Origin of the sequence: Cedecea sp. (assembly GCF_036500665.1) — a bacterium.
Classification (GTDB): domain Bacteria; phylum Pseudomonadota; class Gammaproteobacteria; order Enterobacterales; family Enterobacteriaceae; genus Cedecea.
The window spans coordinates 14,163-32,016 of the sequence record NZ_DASYBS010000121.1; the positions used below are offsets into that span (position 1 = coordinate 14,163).

Consider the following 17,854-nt stretch of genomic DNA (forward strand, 5'->3'; position numbering starts at 1 on the left):
ATCAGGATTGTGCAAAGGGCTTAGTAAAGGGCTGTAACGAGTTGGAGGGTTTTCATGTATGCGGGAGAGATCCCGAAAGAGCATGCTGAGAGGTATTTAAGGGATTGCAGGGAATAAAAAATGAAGGCAGAAGAGAAACGTCTGCCTTTAACAGGAAGGCAGACGTTGAGGAGGGATTAAGCCGCTTTCGCCGTCAGCTCCGTTTCAGGACGCTTGAGGAAGGCGTAGGACAGGCCAGCCACCAGCGTACCGGCCACAATAGCCAGCAGGTAACCCAGCACCGGGGTAATCGCGCCAGGGATCAGCAGCACAAACAGTCCACCGTGCGGCGCCATCAGCTTGGCGCCAACCGCCATGGACAGCGCTCCCGTCAGCGCGCCGCCGATGATGCAGCAAGGCAGAACGCGCATCGGGTCACGAGCGGCAAACGGAATCGCCCCTTCGGTAATGAAGCACAGCCCCAGTACCAGCGCCGCTTTGCCACCCTCCTGCTGCGCCTTGTCAAACTTACGGCGAGCAACCAGCGTGGCCAGGCCCAGCGCCAGAGGTGGCACCATGCCTGCGGCCATGATTGCCGCCATTGGCGCATAAGTCTGGGTACTGAGCAGGCCAACCCCAAAAGCGTATGCCGCTTTGTTCACCGGGCCGCCCATGTCGGTACACATCATCCCGCCCAGAATTGCGCCCAGCAGGACCGCGTTCGCGGTGCCCATGGTTTGCAGCCAGTGGGTCAGGCCCGCCAGGATTTTAGCCACCGGTGTCCCGATCAGGTAGATCATCGCCAGGCCAACCACCAGGCTTGAGAACAGCGGAATGATCAGGATCGGCTTCAGCGCTTCCATGCTTGGCGGCAGCTTCAGCTTAGCGCTAATCAACTTCGCGATATAGCCCGCAAGGAAACCGGCAATGATACCGCCGATAAAGCCTGAGCCGGTGCTAACTGCCAGCATGCCGCCAATAAGACCCGGCGTCAGGCCTGGACGGTCGGCAATAGAAAAGGCGATGTAGCCCGCCAGAACCGGCACCATCAGCGCGAACGCGGAACCGCCGCCAATCTGCATCAGCGCAGCGGCAAGCGTGCCGGGTTCCTTAAAGGCCTGGATCCCGAAGGCAAAGGAAAGTGCGATACACAGGCCGCCCGCCACCACCATCGGCAGCATGTAAGAAACGCCGGTCAGCAGGTGACGATACGCGCCTGCGCTCTCTTTCTTACCGGACTCCTGAGCGGTGCTTGCTTTACCAGCCGTTTCGTAAGGTTTGGCTTCAACCAGCGCCTTATCCAGCTCCTGAGCCGTTTTCTTCAGCGCCAGGCCGGTAGAGGTACGGTACATCGGCTTACCGGCAAATTTTGCCAGGTCGACTTCAATATCGGCCGCCACAATCACCAGATCCGCCTCGGCGACTTCTTCAGGCGTAATCGCGTTACCTGCGCCCACGGAGCCACGGGTTTCAACCTTCACCCACCAGCCACGTTTTTTCGCTTCGGTTTCAATCGCTTCGGCTGCCATAAATGTGTGCGCCACGCCGGTTGGGCAGGCGGTGACGGCGACAATACGCTTCGGCCCCTTCGCAGAAGCAACCTGAGCAGGTGCAGCGGCCACCGGCGCGGTGTACGTCTGTGCCTTACCTTTTGCTTCGCTCAGGAACAGCTCCGGGTGCTGAACGGCTCTGTCGATATCGCCGAGGAACACCTTTTTGCCGTTCAGCGCAGTATCAGCAGGAATAGCGTTCCCGACAACAATCGCCAGCTCAGCATCGTTCGGGTTATCAATGATGTCGAGGTGCGCTTTTGGCGCAGCGGCACCGAGCAGCGTTTTCGCGAGATATGCGCGCGCCTGCCCCAGTCCCGGCTCAATAATTAACAGCGTTTTCATTGCCTGTCTCCTGCTGTCAGTGGAAAGGTTTCAGGTCGACACGAGCCATCATCGCGGCCAGCTGTGTACGATCGGTTATGCCTACGTTGCTCTGGCTGACGGCCAGGGCGGCAACGGCGGTAGCAAGGCGCAGCGTGTGTTCGCTGGACTCACGCATCAGCAGGCCATAAATCAGGCCGCCGACCATCGAATCCCCTGCGCCAACGGTACTCACAACTTCACAAGCTGGTGGTTTGGCAATCCATTCCCCGGAGGCGTTAACCCACAGCGCCCCTTCAGCGCCGAGAGAAATCACCACATGGGCAATCCCCTGCTCGCGCAGCGCATGTGCCGCTTCAATCACGTCTTTCAGCTCAGGCAGTTTGCGACCGGCCCAAATTTCCAGCTCGCGACGGTTAGGCTTCACCAGCCACGGCGCTGCTTTCAGGCCCGCAACCAGCGCTTCACGGCTGCTGTCGAAGATGATGCACGGGCACTGGCTGCGCAGGCGGGTCATCCAGTCGGTGAACGCTTCCGGAGAAACGCCTGCAGGCAGGCTGCCGCTGACGCACACCATATCGAACTGGCCGAGCCAGCTCAGGGAGTCGGCAACGAAACGCTCCCAGTCTGTACCGGTAACCTCAAAACCGGAAAAGTTAAGATCGGTCACTTCGCCGTCTTTTTCGGTTAGCTTGACGTTGATACGGGTACGGCCCTGTACGACCTGAAAACGGTTCGCAATGCCCAGCTCGCTGAAGAGCTGCTGGAAGCCGTCCTGGTTATCTTTGCCCAGGAAGCCGCCGACGGTGACGTCAATGCCAAGATCTTTAAGCACTTTGGCAACGTTGATACCCTTCCCGGCAGCATGTAGGCCGGTGGTGCGAACCAGGTTGACTTCACCGCGCTCGATTTCCGGGCAGAAGCCGACTAAGTCATAGGCCGGGTTCAGGGTAATTGTCGCAACACGTCTGGTCATTACGCGCCCTCCCCAAGACCTGCAGCAATGGCATCGCCAATCGCCTTCAGCGCCAGTTCAGCATCCTCACCCAGCGCGGTGAAGCGCAGGCGATGCCCTTTTTTCACACCCAGCGCCACAACTTTCATCAGGCTACGTCCATTTGCCGGTTTGCCGGTTCCATCAAGGTTTGTCACGGTAATTTCGCTATTGAATTGTTTTATGGTATTGACCAACGCCGTACCCGGGCGGGCATGCAGGCCATGTTCATTGCGCACGGTGAATTCGGCGCTCAGCGCCTCTACCGCGGGTGCATCGTCGCTGGTCAGCAGCGTCAGCAACGCTGGCGCATCGGCGCTTAACAGTTTGTCAGCACGGTTACCGATAAGCATATCGCTCAGGCGGTTCAGCACCTGCAGCGGCTGCTCGTCGGCAACGGCGACGGTCATCAGCAAATTCACCGGGTTTCCGCTCGCTTCAAAGCCTGCCGCCGGGCGGCTAACGGCCACAGCGCTGGCCAGGTTACCTTCCGCGCTGTCGTTCAGCCAGATGCCCTGACCGAGATACAGCGGATTACCAGCGATAACATTACTGACGAAAGCGGCATCTACCGCGCCTGCCTGTTTTAGCCGTCCGGCGTTTAGTGCCTGCAGCGTCATCAGGTCGCTGGCATCGACGTTCAACGCCAGCAGGCTGTTATCCAGCAGTAGCGAGGTTGTTTGTTTTTCGCCCATCAGCAGCGCGCGAAGTTCTTCGGCGCTGGCGGCGGATTTCAGCTGTTCAGCAACGTCGTCATCGCTTAGCACATGGGTCAGCTGGCGCAGCAGGCCAAGGTGTTCATCGGAGCTGGCAGCAATACCAATCGCCACATAGGCGGTCTGGCCTTCGCCCCATTCCACCCCCTGCGGAAACTGGAAAACCTGGACGCCGGTCTTCAGCACCAGACCGCGCGTGTCGGTGGTGCCATGCGGGATAGCAATCCCGTTGCCTAAATAGGTTGTCGTCTGCTGCTCACGCGCCAGCATACCGTTCACATAGCCTTCGCCGACGTTACCGGCCTGCGCGAGCGCAGCGGCAACCAGGCGGATAGCCTCTTCTTTGCTCCCGGCAGCGTTGCCAGGGTGAATATCCTGCACAGATAACTGGAACATAAATCTCCTCTCTCGCTGAATTGAAACGATTCAGCTTTTCTGAGAAAAAAGACGTCATCTCCGTGTGGCGGGATGCCTAAGATGACGCTGAAACGTTTCAAGGATTGTTGTGCTAATTCCACTTTCCGCGCAACATTTCTCGTATTTCAGCTTTCTAAATTTAGAGCTTCAGCACATTTTCATTTTAGCAGACGGTAAGTTCAGCGTCTGAAAAGGCCATTACCGTCCAGCGTCAGCAAACTTCAGCTATACCAAATGTTCCCGGCCCGGGGCTCTATTCTGTGGATAATTTGTGCTGGCGGCCTCGCAGAGCTGGCGGGTAAATCTGTTTATTTAATGACAACGGGCGTACACTCCGCGCATTCTTTTTTCTGTCACCCGATAGCATGCAAAACGCTCCCGTTACCGCCGCCCGTAAGCCCCTTGATTTCTCGTCATCCGCTTTCCTGATTGTCGCTTTTTTGACCGGCATTGCCGGGGCGCTACAAACGCCGACGCTAAGCCTGTTTTTGACCGATGAAGTTCATGTTCGCCCCGCGCTGGTGGGATTTTTCTTCACCGGCAGCGCGGTGATAGGTATTTTGGTGAGTCAGTTTTTAGCCGGGCGCTCTGACCGCAAAGGCGACCGTAAAACGCTGATTTTTGCCTGCTGTCTGCTGGGCGCGCTGGGCTGCGTCCTGTTCGCCTGGAACCGTAACTACTTCATTTTGCTGTTCGTCGGGGTATTTCTCAGCAGCTTCGGCTCCACGGCCAACCCACAAATGTTTGCGCTTGCCCGCGAGCATGCCGACCACACCGGGCGCGAAGCGGTGATGTTCAGCTCTATCCTGCGTGCGCAGGTTTCTCTTGCCTGGGTTATTGGACCGCCGATTGCCTACGCGCTGGCGATGGGGTTCGGCTTCAAGGTGATGTACCTGAGTGCGGCGTTTGCCTTCGTCATTTGTGGAGCGATGGTCTGGCTGTTTTTACCGTCGATGCGCAAAGAGCCCACGGTGAAAACGACAGCAACGCTGGAATCGCCGCGTCGCAACCGCCGGGATGCCCTGCTGCTATTTGCCGCCTGTACCATGATGTGGGGCTGCAACAGCCTGTATATCATTAACATGCCGCTCTATATCATCAATGAGCTACATCTGCCGGAGAAGCTCGCCGGGGTAATGATGGGCACCGCTGCCGGGCTGGAAATTCCGACCATGCTGATTGCGGGCTACTACGCTAAACGCTTCGGTAAACGCTTCCTGATGCGCTTTGCCGTCGCAGCAGGGTTGCTGTTCTATATAGGGATGGTGGCGCTGACCAATGAATATATGTTGTTGGGGCTGCAGCTGTTAAACGCCATTTTTATCGGGATTTTGGCCGGGATCGGCATGATCTATTTTCAGGATCTCATGCCGGGCCAGGCGGGGGCGGCCACCACGCTTTATACCAATACTACGCGCGTGGGCTGGATTATTGCCGGTTCGCTTGCAGGGGTTGTTGCCGAGATCTGGAACTACCACAGCGTTTTCTTCATCGCGCTGGGGATGATAGCCATCAGCGTTTATTGCATGGCCCGCATCAAAGATATTTAAGGCGCCGTTGCGGCTTCAAGGTGAATCAGAAATGCCATAGCCTGCTGGCGCGAGGTGCCGCACATCTCGCGAGCAGGCTGGAGCCCCCCGCACACTTTAGGCCGTAAAGGCGAGCCAAACAGCTTGCAGCGCAGCCGCTCGTCCAGCTGAACGCAGGGCGTGTTGGCGGGTTTCCCCTCGGGCATGCCGGGGATAGGGCTTGATATCGAAGGCGCGGTACAGCAGGCGCCGCAGTCCGGACGACAATCCATTCGCGTTTCCACCAGCGTCAGAGGGTGCGTGACAATAGCAGACCCTGTGCCTGCGTCAATCTAACAATTCATTTAACATCATTCGTTCTTCCAGGATACACTTGCGCCACAATGACTACGGATCGGTAACGTTTTGTCCTGGCGCAAACGCTTTAAGCAAACGGCCTGCTGGCTGGCGCTGCTTGCCGTTGCGATGCTATTTATTGCACCGGTTATTTCAAAATCGCTGATGCACCATTCAGCCTGCGAACACAGCAGCATGATGATGACAATGGACATGTCTGACATGGACCATCATATGCCCATGCCCGATCCGTGCCCCCAGGCGTCAATGCCGCATAATATGCTGATGTCCGGCCCGGGGATGTCGCCCGGGGAAGAGATCGCCTGCGGATACTGCCAGCTGCTGATCCACCTGCCTTTTATTCAGTTTTGCCTGACCGTTTTACTGCTGTTGTTGTTGATTTGCGTGCGCCGAACGCCGGTGCTCGCCCTGTGCTGCGCAACGGTATCTCGCCCCTGGTCACCTCATCCGGCCCGCGCCCCGCCCTTTGCTGCCTTTTACATCGCATAACACTCTAATAATTAACTGCGTAACGCTGGCGGCAACGTTGAAGCGTTGTCTCGTTCTTTTGATCAAGAACGGCGACGTTACGCCTGAAGGACAGTAAGGCAATGATGAAAACGCATTTAAAGCCGCTGGTATCGCTGATACTGCTGGCTATCACCTCTCACGCGGCCATCGCGGCGGGAGCGCATGACGCTATGGATATGCAGGATGATTCCGTGATGATAGTCACCTCTCCGGCCTCATCGCCGCTGGAGGTTATAACGTCTCCTAAAACACCCCGCCAGCCCGTTCCGGCAAGCGACGGGTCTGACTATCTGAAGACGATTCCCGGCTTCTCGCAAATCCGCAATGGCGGCACCAACGGTGACCCGGTATTTCGCGGTATGTTCGGCTCCCGCCTGCGTATTCTTACCAATAATGGTGAAATGCCGGGCGCCTGCCCGGCCAGAATGGATGCCCCAGGCTCTTATATTTCGCCGGAAAGCTTTGACCTGCTGACGCTGATTAAGGGGCCAGAAAGCGTGCTCTGGGGGCCGGGTAACTCGGCGGGAACGGTGCGCTTCGACAGGGAACCGCCACGCTTTGAAAAAGCGGGCATTCAGGGCACCGCAAGCCTGCTTACCGCCTCTAATCAGCGCTGGGACAGCAACGCGGACGTTAGTCTCGGCAATGAGGAAGGTTATCTACGCCTGATCGGCAATAAATCCCACTCAGGTGATTACGAAGACGGCAACGGTAACCGGGTGGCCTCAAAGTGGGATAAATGGAACACCGACGTGGCCCTGGGCTGGACGCCCAACAAGGACACGCTGCTCGAGCTGACCGCAGGCAAAGGCAACGGCGAAGCTCGCTATGCCGGGCGCAGCATGGACGGCTCGCAGTTCAGGCGAGACAGCCTCGGCGCGCGTTTTGAAGCATCGAACATTGGCGACGTGTTCAATAAGTTCGAAACCAACGTTTATTACAACTATGCCAACCACATCATGGATAACTACTCGCTACGATCGCCAGGGACAATGTCCGGCGGGATGTCTGGCGGGCACATGGCCTCATCGATGGGCATGGATATGGGCGGCGCAATGGACATGGGTTCGTCGATGAGCATGAATATGCCGATGGCGATGCAGCTCGATCGCCGCACGATTGGCGGACGTATGATGGGCACCTGGATCTGGTCAGATTACGAACTGCGCAGCGGCCTCGACGGCCAGCAAAGCACCCACCGCAGCAAGCAGGATGCCGGCTGGAAGCAAGATGCTCGTTTCCAGGACGCTGGCGTCTTTAGCGAGCTAACCTGGAATGCTGACGCCAACGGTAAAGTTATCGGCGGCACGCGCCTCGACCGCACGCGCGTCAATAACGATACGGGCGTGGGCGCCAGCGTGCGCAGCAAAACATTACCGGCAGGTTTTGTTCGCTATGAGCAAACGCTCAGCGACATCCCGGTCATGCTGTATGCCGGCGTTGGCTACACCGAACGCTTCCCGGATTACTGGGAGCTGTTTTCGCCCACCTACGGGCCTGATGGCTCTAAAAATGTCTTCGATAACCTGCAAACGGAAAAAACCACGCAGTTAGACATTGGCGCGCAGTACAGCGGCGAGCGCTTTAATAGCTGGGTTTCTGCGTATCTTGGCCGGGTGAATGATTTTATTCTCTTCCGCTATGACCCCAATAACGTACGCGTTAGCCAGGCCGATAACGTTGACGCCACGATTATGGGCGGCGAAATGGGCATGAGCTATGCGCTGAGTGAAGCCTGGAAGGCGGATGCCAGCCTTGCCTACGCCAGGGGGCAAAACACCCGCGACCACCAGCCGTTGCCGCAAATTGCCCCGCTGGAAACGCGCGTCGGCCTGACGTGGGAACAAGGAGACTGGAGCAGTACCGGCCTGCTTCGCGTGGTCAGCCACCAGCAGCGGGTAGCGCTGAATGAAGGCAACGTTGTTGGCAAAGACTTTGACAAAAGCAGCGGCTTCGCGATTTTCTCCGCCAACGCGGCTTATCGTCTCAGCAAAGCTATCAAGCTTAGTGCCGGGGTCGATAACCTGTTTAACAAAACCTACAGCGAGCACCTGAACCTGGCGGGCAACAGCAGCTTTGGCTATTCGTCCAACACCCCGGTTAATGAACCCGGCCGAACGGTCTGGGGCAAAGTAAACGTCACGTTTTAATCATCCAGGCCTCGTCTACCGGGGCCATTACGCTTAACGACTCACCAGCCAGGAGGCTGATATGTTTGCAAAACTTCGTACTCCCGAAGGGAAAAAATTTCTTATCGCGGTTGCGATTGTCTTCACTATCGTGGTGTCACTGATTTCGAAGGTCACCTTTGAAGGCGTGGAGGAGCAGTACAACTGGCCGATGGAGCAATGGACGCTGGACATGTTTATCATGCAGGGCGCATGGGTCGCTATCTACACGATTATGTTCACCATTCTCTGCTCGCTGCCGTTTGCTTTCTATTTCTTAGCGCCGAAGGATGGCCGCGGCTAAGCCTTCCCGCCTCACTTGCCGGTAACGATGCAAAGTTACCGGCTAATGCGCTCCAGCCCCCGTTTTCTTGAATAAATCCGCTTGCCTGAAACGCGCCTCACGAGTACTTTGACGCAATATTTTCGCATCTCAATTTTTGACAGGAAACACCGATGGCAAGAGCTAACGAAATCAAAAAAGGCATGGTTCTCAATTACAATGGCAAGCTGCTGATTGTTAAAGACATTGATATCCAGGCTCCGAGCGCTCGCGGCGCAGCAACCCTGTACAAGATGCGTTTCTCAGACGTGCGTACCGGGCAGAAAGTGGAAGAGCGCTTCAAGGGTGACGATATCGTTGACACTATTACCCTGACCCGTCGTTTCGTTGACTTCTCCTATATCGACGGCAACGAATACGTGTTCATGGATAAAGAAGATTACACGCCGTATATCTTCACCAAAGACCAGATTGAAGAAGAGCTGCAGTTTATCCCTGAAGGCGGCATGCCGGATATGCAGGTTCTGACCTGGGACGGCCAGCTGCTGGCGCTTGAGCTGCCGCAAACCGTGGATCTGGAAATCATCGAAACCGCACCGGGCATCAAAGGCGCTTCTGCCAGCTCCCGCACCAAGCCAGCCACCCTGTCCACCGGCCTGGTGATTCAGGTGCCGGAATACATGGTTGCCGGCGAGAAAATCCGTATTCATATTGCGGAAAAGCGTTCAATGGGCCGCGCAGACTGATGATTAATGACGCTCCTTCGGGAGCGTTTTTTCTTTCTTTTCGCCAAAGTTATTATACCAATTAACCATTCCCACCTCATTATCAGACCTGAATCACACAAAAACGATTAAATTAATAGACCAATTTTATTTCCTGTCATACAGCTTTACACTACACGGGTTTCCATTTCCCTCACCCAGGATGCCAACCTATGGACACCATTGCCACCGCTTCACTCCCGGATACCGTTCAGTTGCCAGGCTACGACCGTAATGCGCTTAAAACGCGCATCGTGCATTTTGGCTTTGGCGCTTTCCATCGCGCACATCAGGCGCTGCTTACCGATCGGGTTCTTAACAAGCTGGGCGGCGACTGGGGGATCTGCGAGATCAGCCTGTTCAACGGCGATAAGCTAATGCGCGATCTGCGGCAGCAGGATCATCTTTTTACGGTGCTGGAAAAAGGCGCGGCAGGAAATCAGGCGTTGGTGATTGGCGCCGTGAGAGAGTGCCTGAACGCGAAGCTGGACGGCATGGAGGCCATCATAGAGAAGTTTTGCGAGCCGCAGGTGGCTATCGTTTCTCTGACCGTTACCGAAAAAGGCTACTGCATCGATCCGGCAAGCGGCACGCTCGATACCGGGAACGAGCGAATCATTCACGATCTGGCCTCACCTCAGGAGCCTCACTCGGTGCCCGGGATCCTTGTCGAAGCATTGAGCCGCCGCCGCGAGCGTGGACTGCGCCCGTTTACGGTCTTATCCTGCGACAATATTCCCAATAACGGGCATTTGGTTCGTCAGGCCGTGCTGGGCATGGCCGCCAAACGAAGCACGGTGCTGGAAGAATGGATTGTTAAAGAGGTCACTTTCCCGAGCACTATGGTTGACCGCATTGTTCCGGCGGCGACGGAGGCGTCGCTGCAAGAGATAGCTGACCTGCTGGGCGTAAAAGACCCCTGCGCCATTGCCGCTGAGCCGTTTATTCAGTGGGTAATAGAAGATGACTTCGTGGCCGGCCGCCCCGAATGGGAAACCGTGGGCGTGGAAATGGTTGAAGACGTCATGCCCTTTGAACAAATGAAGCTGCGTATGCTTAACGGCAGCCATTCGTTTCTGGCTTATCTCGGCTACCTTGCCGGCTACCATCATATTAATGATTGCATGGCCGACGAACACTTTGCCCGTGCCGCACGGCAACTGATGCTGCAGGAGCAGGCCGTGACGCTAAATATTAGCGGCGTCGATCTGCATCAGTACGCCACAAACCTGCTGGAGCGGTTCGCAAACCCAGCGCTGAAGCACCGCACCTGGCAAATCGCTATGGACGGCAGCCAGAAGCTGCCCCAGCGCTGGTTAGAAGGCGTACGCTGGCACCTGGAAAATAATGATAGTTGGCCGTGCCTCGCGTTAGGTATCGCGGGCTGGATGCGCTACGTAAGCGGTGTGGACGGGCAAGGCCACGCGATTGATGTACGCGACCCGTTAGTGGAAAAAATCCAGGCGCTGGTTAACGGCAGCAGCGAAAACCAACGCGTAATAGCCCTGCTCAGCCTGAGTGAAATCTTTGGTCACGATCTGCCTTCAACCGCCAGGTTTGTCGACGAAGTCCAGCGGGCGTGGCAACAGCTCACGCAAAACGGTGCCCGCCGGGCGGTAGAAAACCTGCTCGCAGGTTAACAATCTATGCGCTTAACGCGGTTTTACCCGGCAGCAAACCGTGTTAGGGCTTCTCTTTTGGACGGGTTGTGGTCAGGATAGTCAGCGTAAATAATTAGCAATGACTGACTGATTAACGTGGTTTACAGGCAGTGAACTACCCGGAGTACCCGTGACAAAGACAAATTTAATTACCGGCTTCCTGGGGAGCGGCAAAACCACCACCATTCTGCACCTGCTGGCGAATAAACCCGCCGATGAAAAGTGGGCGGTGCTGGTGAACGAGTTTGGCGAGATTGGCATTGACGGCGCACTGCTGGCCGACAGCGGCGCCCTGCTCAAAGAGATCCCCGGCGGCTGCATGTGCTGCGTCAACGGCCTGCCGATGCAGGTCGGACTGAATACGTTGCTGCGCCAGGGCAAACCTGACCGGTTATTGATTGAGCCCACCGGCCTCGGCCATCCAAAGCAAATCCTCGATATGCTCTCCGCCGACGTGTATCAGCCGTGGATCGATCTGCGCGCGACCCTTTGCCTGCTGGATCCCCGACAGCTCCTGAATGAGAACGCCCTGAATAATGACAACTTCCGCGACCAATTAGCCGCGGCGGATATCATTGTGGCCAACAAACAGGATCGCGCCACGCCAGAAAGTCAGGCCGCGTTAGCGCACTGGCATTTGGCGCACGGAGATGGCCGGGAATGGGTTCATGCGGAAAAAGGCGCGATCGGCGTTGAGCTGCTGGACAGGCCAAGGCTGAACCAACGAGCGCTTCCAGCCAGTGCCGAACATCAGCATGGACAGGGAGCGGCACGTGGCCTGGCCGCGCTCAGTCTTCCTGAACATCAGCGCTGGCGCCGCAGCGTTAACAGCGGACAGGGGTATCACGCCTGCGGTTGGGTTTTCGATGAGGAAACGGTGTTCGACACTATTGGGCTGCTGGAATGGGCGCGTCTCGCCCCAGTTGAACGCGTTAAAGGCGTACTGCGTATTCCCGAAGGACTGGTGCGCATCAATCGCCAGGGCAATGACCTGCATATTGAAACGCAATCCTCACCGCCGCCGGATAGCCGCATAGAATTGATACACCCGGAGAAGCCCGACTGGAACGCTTTGCAATCCAGCCTGTTGAGCTTACGTTTAAGTTAGCACGTCTACCTTTGCGCCCCCGTAACGAGATTTAGAAGCTATATAATGACTAATCGCCTCCCTCTAATCCTGCTGCTGAACGCACTGGGCATTGCCCTGTTCTTTAGCTGGTATCTGCCCGAGAACCATGGATTTTGGTTCAACATTGACGCCACGCTGTTCCACTTCTTTAATAATGAACTGGTCAAGAGCCCGACTTTTTTAACGCTGATAGCGGTCACCAATAACCGCGCTTTTGACGGTATTTCGCTGCTGGCTATGGGCGCTCTGTTCTCCTGGTTCTGGCTACATGAAGACGGCGCTGGCCGACGCCGCCTGGTGCTGATGGGCATCGTGATGCTGCTTTGCGCCGTGGTGATCAACCAGCTGGGCCACCTGATCCCGGTGGTTCACGTCAGCCCGACGCTGTTTTTCGACGATATCCATCGCGTCAGCGAACTGCTGCATTTCCCGACGAAAGATGCCTCCCGCGATAGCTTTCCCGGCGATCATGGCCTGATGCTGCTCATCTTCACCGGTTTTATGCTGCGCTATTTTGGCAGGTGCGCGTTTTTGATCGCGGCAGTTATCTTCGTTATCTTCTCCTCACCAAGAATAATGATTGGCGCACATTGGTTTACCGATGTCTACGTTGGCTCGGTTTCTATTGCCCTCGTTGGCCTGCCGTGGGTGCTTTTAACCCCCATCAGTGACCGGTTAATTTCTATACTGAACCGTACCGTGCCGGGTAAATATAAAGCTCAGCGCTAATGGCTAATAAGGTATGACGATTGCCAATAAGCAGGGCCCTGCCTCAGGACCTGCTTATTTTTTCAGCACCATGACAGTAAGATGAATATTTACGCATAGTAAATTCTCTTCAAATTGAATGACCTGGCGATAAAAACAGCAACATCGCCGATCATTTGTTCGAAATAACCTTTCGCGACGAAACATCACAATTTCTTATAAAAATAAGAATAAAAACGCTCGCATAGCCCGGTTTTATCGGGTAGTCTCGGGAAAGTTTGCTCTGCGGCTGATCTATTTGTGCTGTGAATAAAAGTGTGCGATGTTCCACATTTTTGTGCATGAATAATTGTCTCGTGGCTTTTAGGTAATTAATCTCGTCACGTTGGTATTTTTGTATAACGAATTATTCGTTAAGGACATCAAGGGAAAACAAACAAAATGGTCAAATCTCAGCCTATTTTGAGATATATCTTGCGGGCTATCCCCGCGATTGCGGTAGCAGTTATGCTTTCCGCCTGTAGTTCGACTAACACAGCAAATATGCATTCTGAGACGCATGCAGTCGGTGAAAAAGATGGTTTTTTACTGCAAGCCTCTCAGGATGAATTCGAAGAGATGGTTCGTAACGTTGACGTTAAGTCACGCATTATGGATCAATACGCGAGCTGGAAAGGTGTACGCTACCGCCTTGGCGGCAGCAGCAGGGCTGGCATTGATTGTTCTGCTTTCGTGCAGCGCACCTTCCAGGAGCAGTTTGGCTTAACGCTGCCTCGTTCTACTTCTGAGCAGCAGGAAACGGGTAAATCGGTGTCGCGCAGTAAATTACGCACCGGCGATTTAGTTCTGTTTCGTGCAGGCTCAACCGGGCGTCATGTTGGCATCTACATTGGCAATAACCAATTTGTACATGCCTCTACAAGCAGTGGCGTAGTGATCTCCAGTATGGATGAACCTTACTGGAAGAAGCGCTACAACGAAGCACGCAGAGTGCTAAGCCGCAGCTAACGCCGTAGCCAGACACGTTTTGTTGAGGGTTATTCCCTTGGCCTTTCAGCAAAACCGCCAACGTGATAAAAGCGCTGCCTATGCAGCGTTTTTTTATGTCTTAAATTCAGAAGGTTAGCTTTTTACCCGACAATTGAAACATCGAATAGTCACCAGACGAAACAAAGTAAACAATTTCCTGGTTATGGGTTATAGTCAGAAAAAATCATAAAACAAACGATGATTCGCTTGCCCCTGCGGGACTCATACATCCATGTCTTATAAGAACATTTTTTCGCGCTACTTTAGCACGCCAAAACAGATAGTCACCTTCAGCCTTCTGATTGGGCTGATTGCCGCATTATTTGTGGGTGGGCTAACCAGCCTGGCACTTCATTCCAAGCGTGAGTCCGCTTATAACCTTCTCGTTCGCGACATCAGTAACTACCTCGATACCTTTTTTAAAGAACTCCACGCCACGGCCGATGGCATTCAACCTTTAACCATGAACGAATGCGAAAGAGTCAGCGGCGAGCTAACTTCCCGCGCGGCGTTTAATCCCAACGTGCGGGCCTTTTTACTGGTGCGTAACGGTATCGCCTACTGCTCTTCCGCCACCGGCGACATGGAACTGTCGATGGATGCACTGGAACCCGAGCTGAACATTAATAAAACTATCGATCTGGCTATCATGAACGGCACGCCGATGATGCCGGGCAGGCCGGTGATTGCCGCCTGGTTTCTGAATCCCCTGGCTTCCGGACGTGGCGTGTTTACCACGCTTAATGTCAACCTCACGCCGTACCTGGTCTTCACCTCGAGGCAGCAGGACATCAGTTCGATGGCGCTGGTAGTAGGCAACAAAGCGCTGACGTCCTATTCCCAGGACGTGATTAATGTTGATGAGCTCCCCCCTTCTCCCACTCGAATTTCCATCCTTAGCGGCTACCCAATCAAACTTTATATCTATGGTACCCCCTGGCCGATAGAGGATATCCAGCTGGCGATCCTTGCTGGATTGTTATTCGGTCTGCTAAGCACCGCGCTTTGCGCCTACTTCCTTTCGGTGAAAGTGCGTGCCGGCAAGGAGATCCTGACCGGTATCAAGCGGGGGCAATTCTTTGTGGTTTACCAACCCGTTGTCGATTCCGAAGCCCTGCAGATGCGTGGAATAGAAGTGTTGATGCGCTGGGAACATCCAACAGCAGGCATGATACCGCCCGACGCGTTTATTGGCTTTGCCGAAGCCCAGCAGCTGATTGTTCCGCTGACGCGCCATCTGTTTGAACTCATCGCCAGAGATGCACCCACGCTGCAAAACGTCTTACCTGCCGGAGCCAAGCTTGGCGTTAATCTTGCCCCCAGCCATCTTCACTCGCCAACGTTTAAGCACGATATTCAGGCTTTTGCCGCCTCTCTGCCGCCGCACCATTTCCAGCTGGTTTTCGAAATAACCGAGCGCGATATGCTGAAAGAAAAGGAGGCGATGGGCATCTTCGCCTGGCTGCATGAGCAAGGGTTTGAAATTGCGGTTGATGACTTCGGCACCGGCCACAGCGCGCTGATTTATCTGGAACGTTTTACTCTGGATTACCTGAAAATCGATCGAGGCTTCGTCAACTCCATAGGAATGGAAACGGTAACGGCTCCGGTGCTGGACGCCGTGCTGACGCTTGCCCAGCGCCTGAACATGAACACCGTAGCAGAGGGCGTAGAAACGCCGGAACAGGCAAAATGGCTTATCGAGCGCGGCTGCAACTTCCTGCAGGGCTATTACTTCAGCCGCCCGCTTACCCTAAGCCAGCTGGTCAGCTGGAACCCGTCGCATACGCTTTATGATGAACTGAAAGACTGACAGACATTGCACAATCTTCACCGGCTAACTTATGATTAACCATCATGGGCTTACCGGGCGCGTGAGAGCTACGCCTGCACTATCCCATCCACCGGGCAAGGAATGAAGATGACGAAAGCTGTACGTGTACTGATGCTGCTTTGCCTGAGCGCATTATCCCAGGCGCCACACGCCGCTGAGATAAACGAAAGCTACGCCTTTGCCGTGCTGGGCGACCCCAAATATGCCGTCAACTTTACCCAGTTTGATTACGTCAACCCGGCCGCCCCGAAAGGCGGAGACATAACGCTTTCGGCGATTGGCACCTTCGATAACTTCAACCGCTTTGCCATGCGCGGCAATCCCGGCATCCGCACCGATGCGCTTTACGACACGCTGTTTACTACCTCCGATGATGAACCCGGCAGTTATTACCCGCTGATTGCCGAGATGGCCCGCTATCCGTCCAATTTTTCCTGGGCTGAAGTCTCAATCAATCCACGCGCCCGTTACCAGGACGGTAGCCCGATTACCGCGCAGGACGTCGCGTTCACCTTCAATAAATTCATGACCGAAGGCGTGCCGCAGTTCCGGCTGATATACAAAGGGGCGACGGTACGAGCGATTGCTCCGCTGACCGTGCGCATCGAGCTTGCCACGCCGAGCAAAGACAGAATGCTGGGCTTGTTCTCGCTGCCTGTATTCCCGGAAAAGTTCTGGAAAGATCACAAACTAAGCGACCCACTTTCTTCCCCTCCGCCTTCCAGCGGACCGTACAAAGTCACCGACTGGAAGATGGGGCAGTACATCACCTGGTCTCGAGTCCGTGACTATTGGGCGGCAAATTTGCCCGTGAACCGGGGGCGCTGGAATTTTAATACCATCCGCTACGACTACTACCTGGATGACGATGTTGCATTTGAGGCCTTCAAGGCCGGCGCTTTTGATTTTCGCAGCGAAGTTTCTGCCAAAAACTGGGCCACGCGCTATACCGGCAAAAACTTCAGCAACCATTACATCGTAAAAGATGAGCAGAAAAACGAATCCGCACAGGATGCCCGCTGGCTGGCATTTAATATCCAGCGCCCCATCTTCTCCGACCGCCGGGTGCGGGAAGCCATCAGCCTGGCATTTGATTTTGAATGGATGAACAAGGCGCTGTTTTATGGCGCATATAGTCGGGCAAACAGCTACTTCCAGAATACCGAATACGCCGCACGCGGCTATCCGGACGCCGACGAACTGATGCTGCTGGCGCCGATGAAAAAAGATCTCCCGCCGGAGGTCTTCACCGCAATCTACAACCCGCCTAAATCAGACGGCCGTGGGTTTGACCGGGATAACCTGCTTAAGGCGCTCAGCCTGCTTAAAGAAGCGGGTTGGGCGTTAAAAGACCAGAAGCTGGTGAATGTGAGCACCGGCAAGCCATTTGTTTTTGAACTGTTGGCCGGTACGGCAGGCAATACGCAGTGGATCCTCCCCTTCCAGCGCAACTTGCAGCGCCTGGGCATTACCATGAATATCCGACAGGTAGATAACTCGCAGCTCTCAAGCCGCCTGCGCAGCCGCGATTACGATATGATGCCGCGGGTCTACAGCGCGATGCCATACCCAAGCCCGGATTTGCAAATCATCTGGGCGTCGGAGTACATCAACTCAACCTATAACGCGCCCGGCGTGCAAAGCCCGGTGATCGACAAGCTTATCGACATGATTATCGCCAACCAGGGTGACAAGAAAAAACTGCTGCCGCTGGGCCGTGCCCTTGACCGCGTGTTAACCTGGAACAACTACATGCTGCCGATGTGGTATATGTCGGCAGACCGCATGGCGTGGTGGGATAAATTTTCTCGCCCGGCTATCCATCCGGTCTACAACATTGGCTTTGACAACTGGTGGTACGACGTCAACAAGGCGGCGAAACTGCCTGCCGACAGGCGATAG

15 protein-coding genes are annotated in these 17,854 nt (G+C 55.1%); 11 read left to right on the forward strand and 4 right to left on the reverse strand.

What is annotated here, in order from left to right; translation table 11 throughout:
- Positions 1-176 precede the first annotated feature (176 nt).
- From fruA to fruB, 3 genes are read right to left on the reverse strand one after another with little or no spacing between them, the layout of a single operon-like run.
- On the reverse strand, positions 177-1,874 hold the full coding sequence (fruA, locus tag VGM55_RS20395; RefSeq protein ID WP_154188065.1) for a PTS fructose transporter subunit IIBC: 1,698 nt from the start codon (positions 1,872-1,874) through the stop codon (positions 177-179).
- Positions 1,875-1,890: 16 nt separating this feature from the next.
- Positions 1,891-2,829 carry a 1-phosphofructokinase gene (gene fruK, locus VGM55_RS20400; RefSeq protein WP_154188066.1) on the reverse strand — a complete coding sequence of 313 codons (939 nt, stop codon included), beginning with the start codon at positions 2,827-2,829 and terminating at the stop codon, positions 1,891-1,893.
- On the reverse strand, positions 2,829-3,959 hold the full coding sequence (gene fruB, locus VGM55_RS20405) for a fused PTS fructose transporter subunit IIA/HPr protein (RefSeq protein ID WP_331636482.1): 1,131 nt from the start codon (positions 3,957-3,959) through the stop codon (positions 2,829-2,831). Before fruB ends, fruK begins: the two co-directional genes overlap by 1 nt.
- Positions 3,960-4,345: 386 nt before the next feature.
- On the opposite strand from fruB, the gene setB reads away from it, so the two are divergent.
- The gene (gene setB / locus VGM55_RS20410; protein WP_331636483.1) at positions 4,346-5,530 is read left to right on the forward strand and encodes a sugar efflux transporter SetB; all 1,185 of its coding nucleotides are present in this window, start codon (positions 4,346-4,348) and stop codon (positions 5,528-5,530) included.
- Here the strand turns inward: setB and VGM55_RS20415 are convergent.
- Entirely contained in the window at positions 5,527-5,781 is a 255-nt protein-coding gene (locus VGM55_RS20415) for a YkgJ family cysteine cluster protein (RefSeq protein WP_154188069.1), read from the reverse strand. The two genes, setB and VGM55_RS20415, sit on opposite strands and share 4 nt — an antisense overlap.
- 193 nt (positions 5,782-5,974) lie before the next feature.
- Here VGM55_RS20415 and VGM55_RS20420 point away from each other — a divergent pair, with 193 nt between their 5' ends.
- The 10 genes from VGM55_RS20420 (at position 5,975) to VGM55_RS20465 (ending at position 17,854) form a co-directional block, all read left to right on the forward strand.
- Positions 5,975-6,355: a DUF2946 domain-containing protein gene (locus VGM55_RS20420; protein WP_414648300.1), complete on the forward strand. Its 381-nt coding sequence runs from the start codon at positions 5,975-5,977 to the stop codon at positions 6,353-6,355.
- 104 nt (positions 6,356-6,459) lie between these two features.
- A complete protein-coding gene (locus VGM55_RS20425) occupies positions 6,460-8,526 on the forward strand; it encodes a TonB-dependent copper receptor (RefSeq protein WP_154188149.1) in 2,067 nt (688 codons plus the stop codon).
- A gap of 61 nt (positions 8,527-8,587) precedes the next feature.
- Positions 8,588-8,848, forward strand: coding sequence for a DUF2534 family protein (locus VGM55_RS20430; RefSeq protein WP_154188071.1), 261 nt, complete (start codon positions 8,588-8,590; stop codon positions 8,846-8,848).
- Positions 8,849-9,000: 152 nt separating this feature from the next.
- Positions 9,001-9,573 (forward strand): elongation factor P-like protein YeiP, encoded by a 573-nt coding sequence (gene yeiP / locus VGM55_RS20435; protein WP_008459912.1) that lies wholly within the window; start codon positions 9,001-9,003, stop codon positions 9,571-9,573.
- 191 nt (positions 9,574-9,764) lie between these two features.
- A complete protein-coding gene (locus tag VGM55_RS20440; protein WP_331636485.1) occupies positions 9,765-11,231 on the forward strand; it encodes a fructuronate reductase in 1,467 nt (488 codons plus the stop codon).
- A gap of 151 nt (positions 11,232-11,382) precedes the next feature.
- A complete protein-coding gene (locus tag VGM55_RS20445; RefSeq protein ID WP_331636486.1) occupies positions 11,383-12,360 on the forward strand; it encodes a GTP-binding protein in 978 nt (325 codons plus the stop codon).
- 45 nt (positions 12,361-12,405) lie between these two features.
- Complete coding sequence (locus VGM55_RS20450; protein ID WP_331636487.1) at positions 12,406-13,110, forward strand: hypothetical protein; 705 nt, start codon at positions 12,406-12,408, stop codon at positions 13,108-13,110.
- Between the two features lie 420 nt (positions 13,111-13,530).
- Positions 13,531-14,097, forward strand: coding sequence for a bifunctional murein DD-endopeptidase/murein LD-carboxypeptidase (gene mepS, locus VGM55_RS20455; RefSeq protein WP_154188074.1), 567 nt, complete (start codon positions 13,531-13,533; stop codon positions 14,095-14,097).
- Between the two features lie 253 nt (positions 14,098-14,350).
- Positions 14,351-15,931, forward strand: coding sequence for a cyclic di-GMP phosphodiesterase (locus VGM55_RS20460; protein ID WP_154188075.1), 1,581 nt, complete (start codon positions 14,351-14,353; stop codon positions 15,929-15,931).
- A 132-nt stretch (positions 15,932-16,063) separates the two neighbouring features.
- Positions 16,064-17,854, forward strand: a complete 1,791-nt coding sequence (locus VGM55_RS20465; protein ID WP_414648301.1) for an extracellular solute-binding protein — start codon at positions 16,064-16,066, stop codon at positions 17,852-17,854.

Coding starts and splice junctions, on each gene's coding strand:
- fruA (WP_154188065.1), bottom strand. CDS start 1,874: ATGAAAACGCTGTTAATTATTGAGCCGGGACTGGGGCAGGCGCGCGCA.
- fruK (WP_154188066.1), bottom strand. CDS start 2,829: ATGACCAGACGTGTTGCGACAATTACCCTGAACCCGGCCTATGACTTA.
- fruB (WP_331636482.1), bottom strand. CDS start 3,959: ATGTTCCAGTTATCTGTGCAGGATATTCACCCTGGCAACGCTGCCGGG.
- setB (WP_331636483.1), top strand. CDS start 4,346: ATGCAAAACGCTCCCGTTACCGCCGCCCGTAAGCCCCTTGATTTCTCG.
- VGM55_RS20415 (WP_154188069.1), bottom strand. CDS start 5,781: ATGGATTGTCGTCCGGACTGCGGCGCCTGCTGTACCGCGCCTTCGATA.
- VGM55_RS20420 (WP_414648300.1), top strand. CDS start 5,975: ATGCTATTTATTGCACCGGTTATTTCAAAATCGCTGATGCACCATTCA.
- VGM55_RS20425 (WP_154188149.1), top strand. CDS start 6,460: ATGAAAACGCATTTAAAGCCGCTGGTATCGCTGATACTGCTGGCTATC.
- VGM55_RS20430 (WP_154188071.1), top strand. CDS start 8,588: ATGTTTGCAAAACTTCGTACTCCCGAAGGGAAAAAATTTCTTATCGCG.
- yeiP (WP_008459912.1), top strand. CDS start 9,001: ATGGCAAGAGCTAACGAAATCAAAAAAGGCATGGTTCTCAATTACAAT.
- VGM55_RS20440 (WP_331636485.1), top strand. CDS start 9,765: ATGGACACCATTGCCACCGCTTCACTCCCGGATACCGTTCAGTTGCCA.
- VGM55_RS20450 (WP_331636487.1), top strand. CDS start 12,406: ATGACTAATCGCCTCCCTCTAATCCTGCTGCTGAACGCACTGGGCATT.
- mepS (WP_154188074.1), top strand. CDS start 13,531: ATGGTCAAATCTCAGCCTATTTTGAGATATATCTTGCGGGCTATCCCC.
- VGM55_RS20460 (WP_154188075.1), top strand. CDS start 14,351: ATGTCTTATAAGAACATTTTTTCGCGCTACTTTAGCACGCCAAAACAG.
- VGM55_RS20465 (WP_414648301.1), top strand. CDS start 16,064: ATGCTGCTTTGCCTGAGCGCATTATCCCAGGCGCCACACGCCGCTGAG.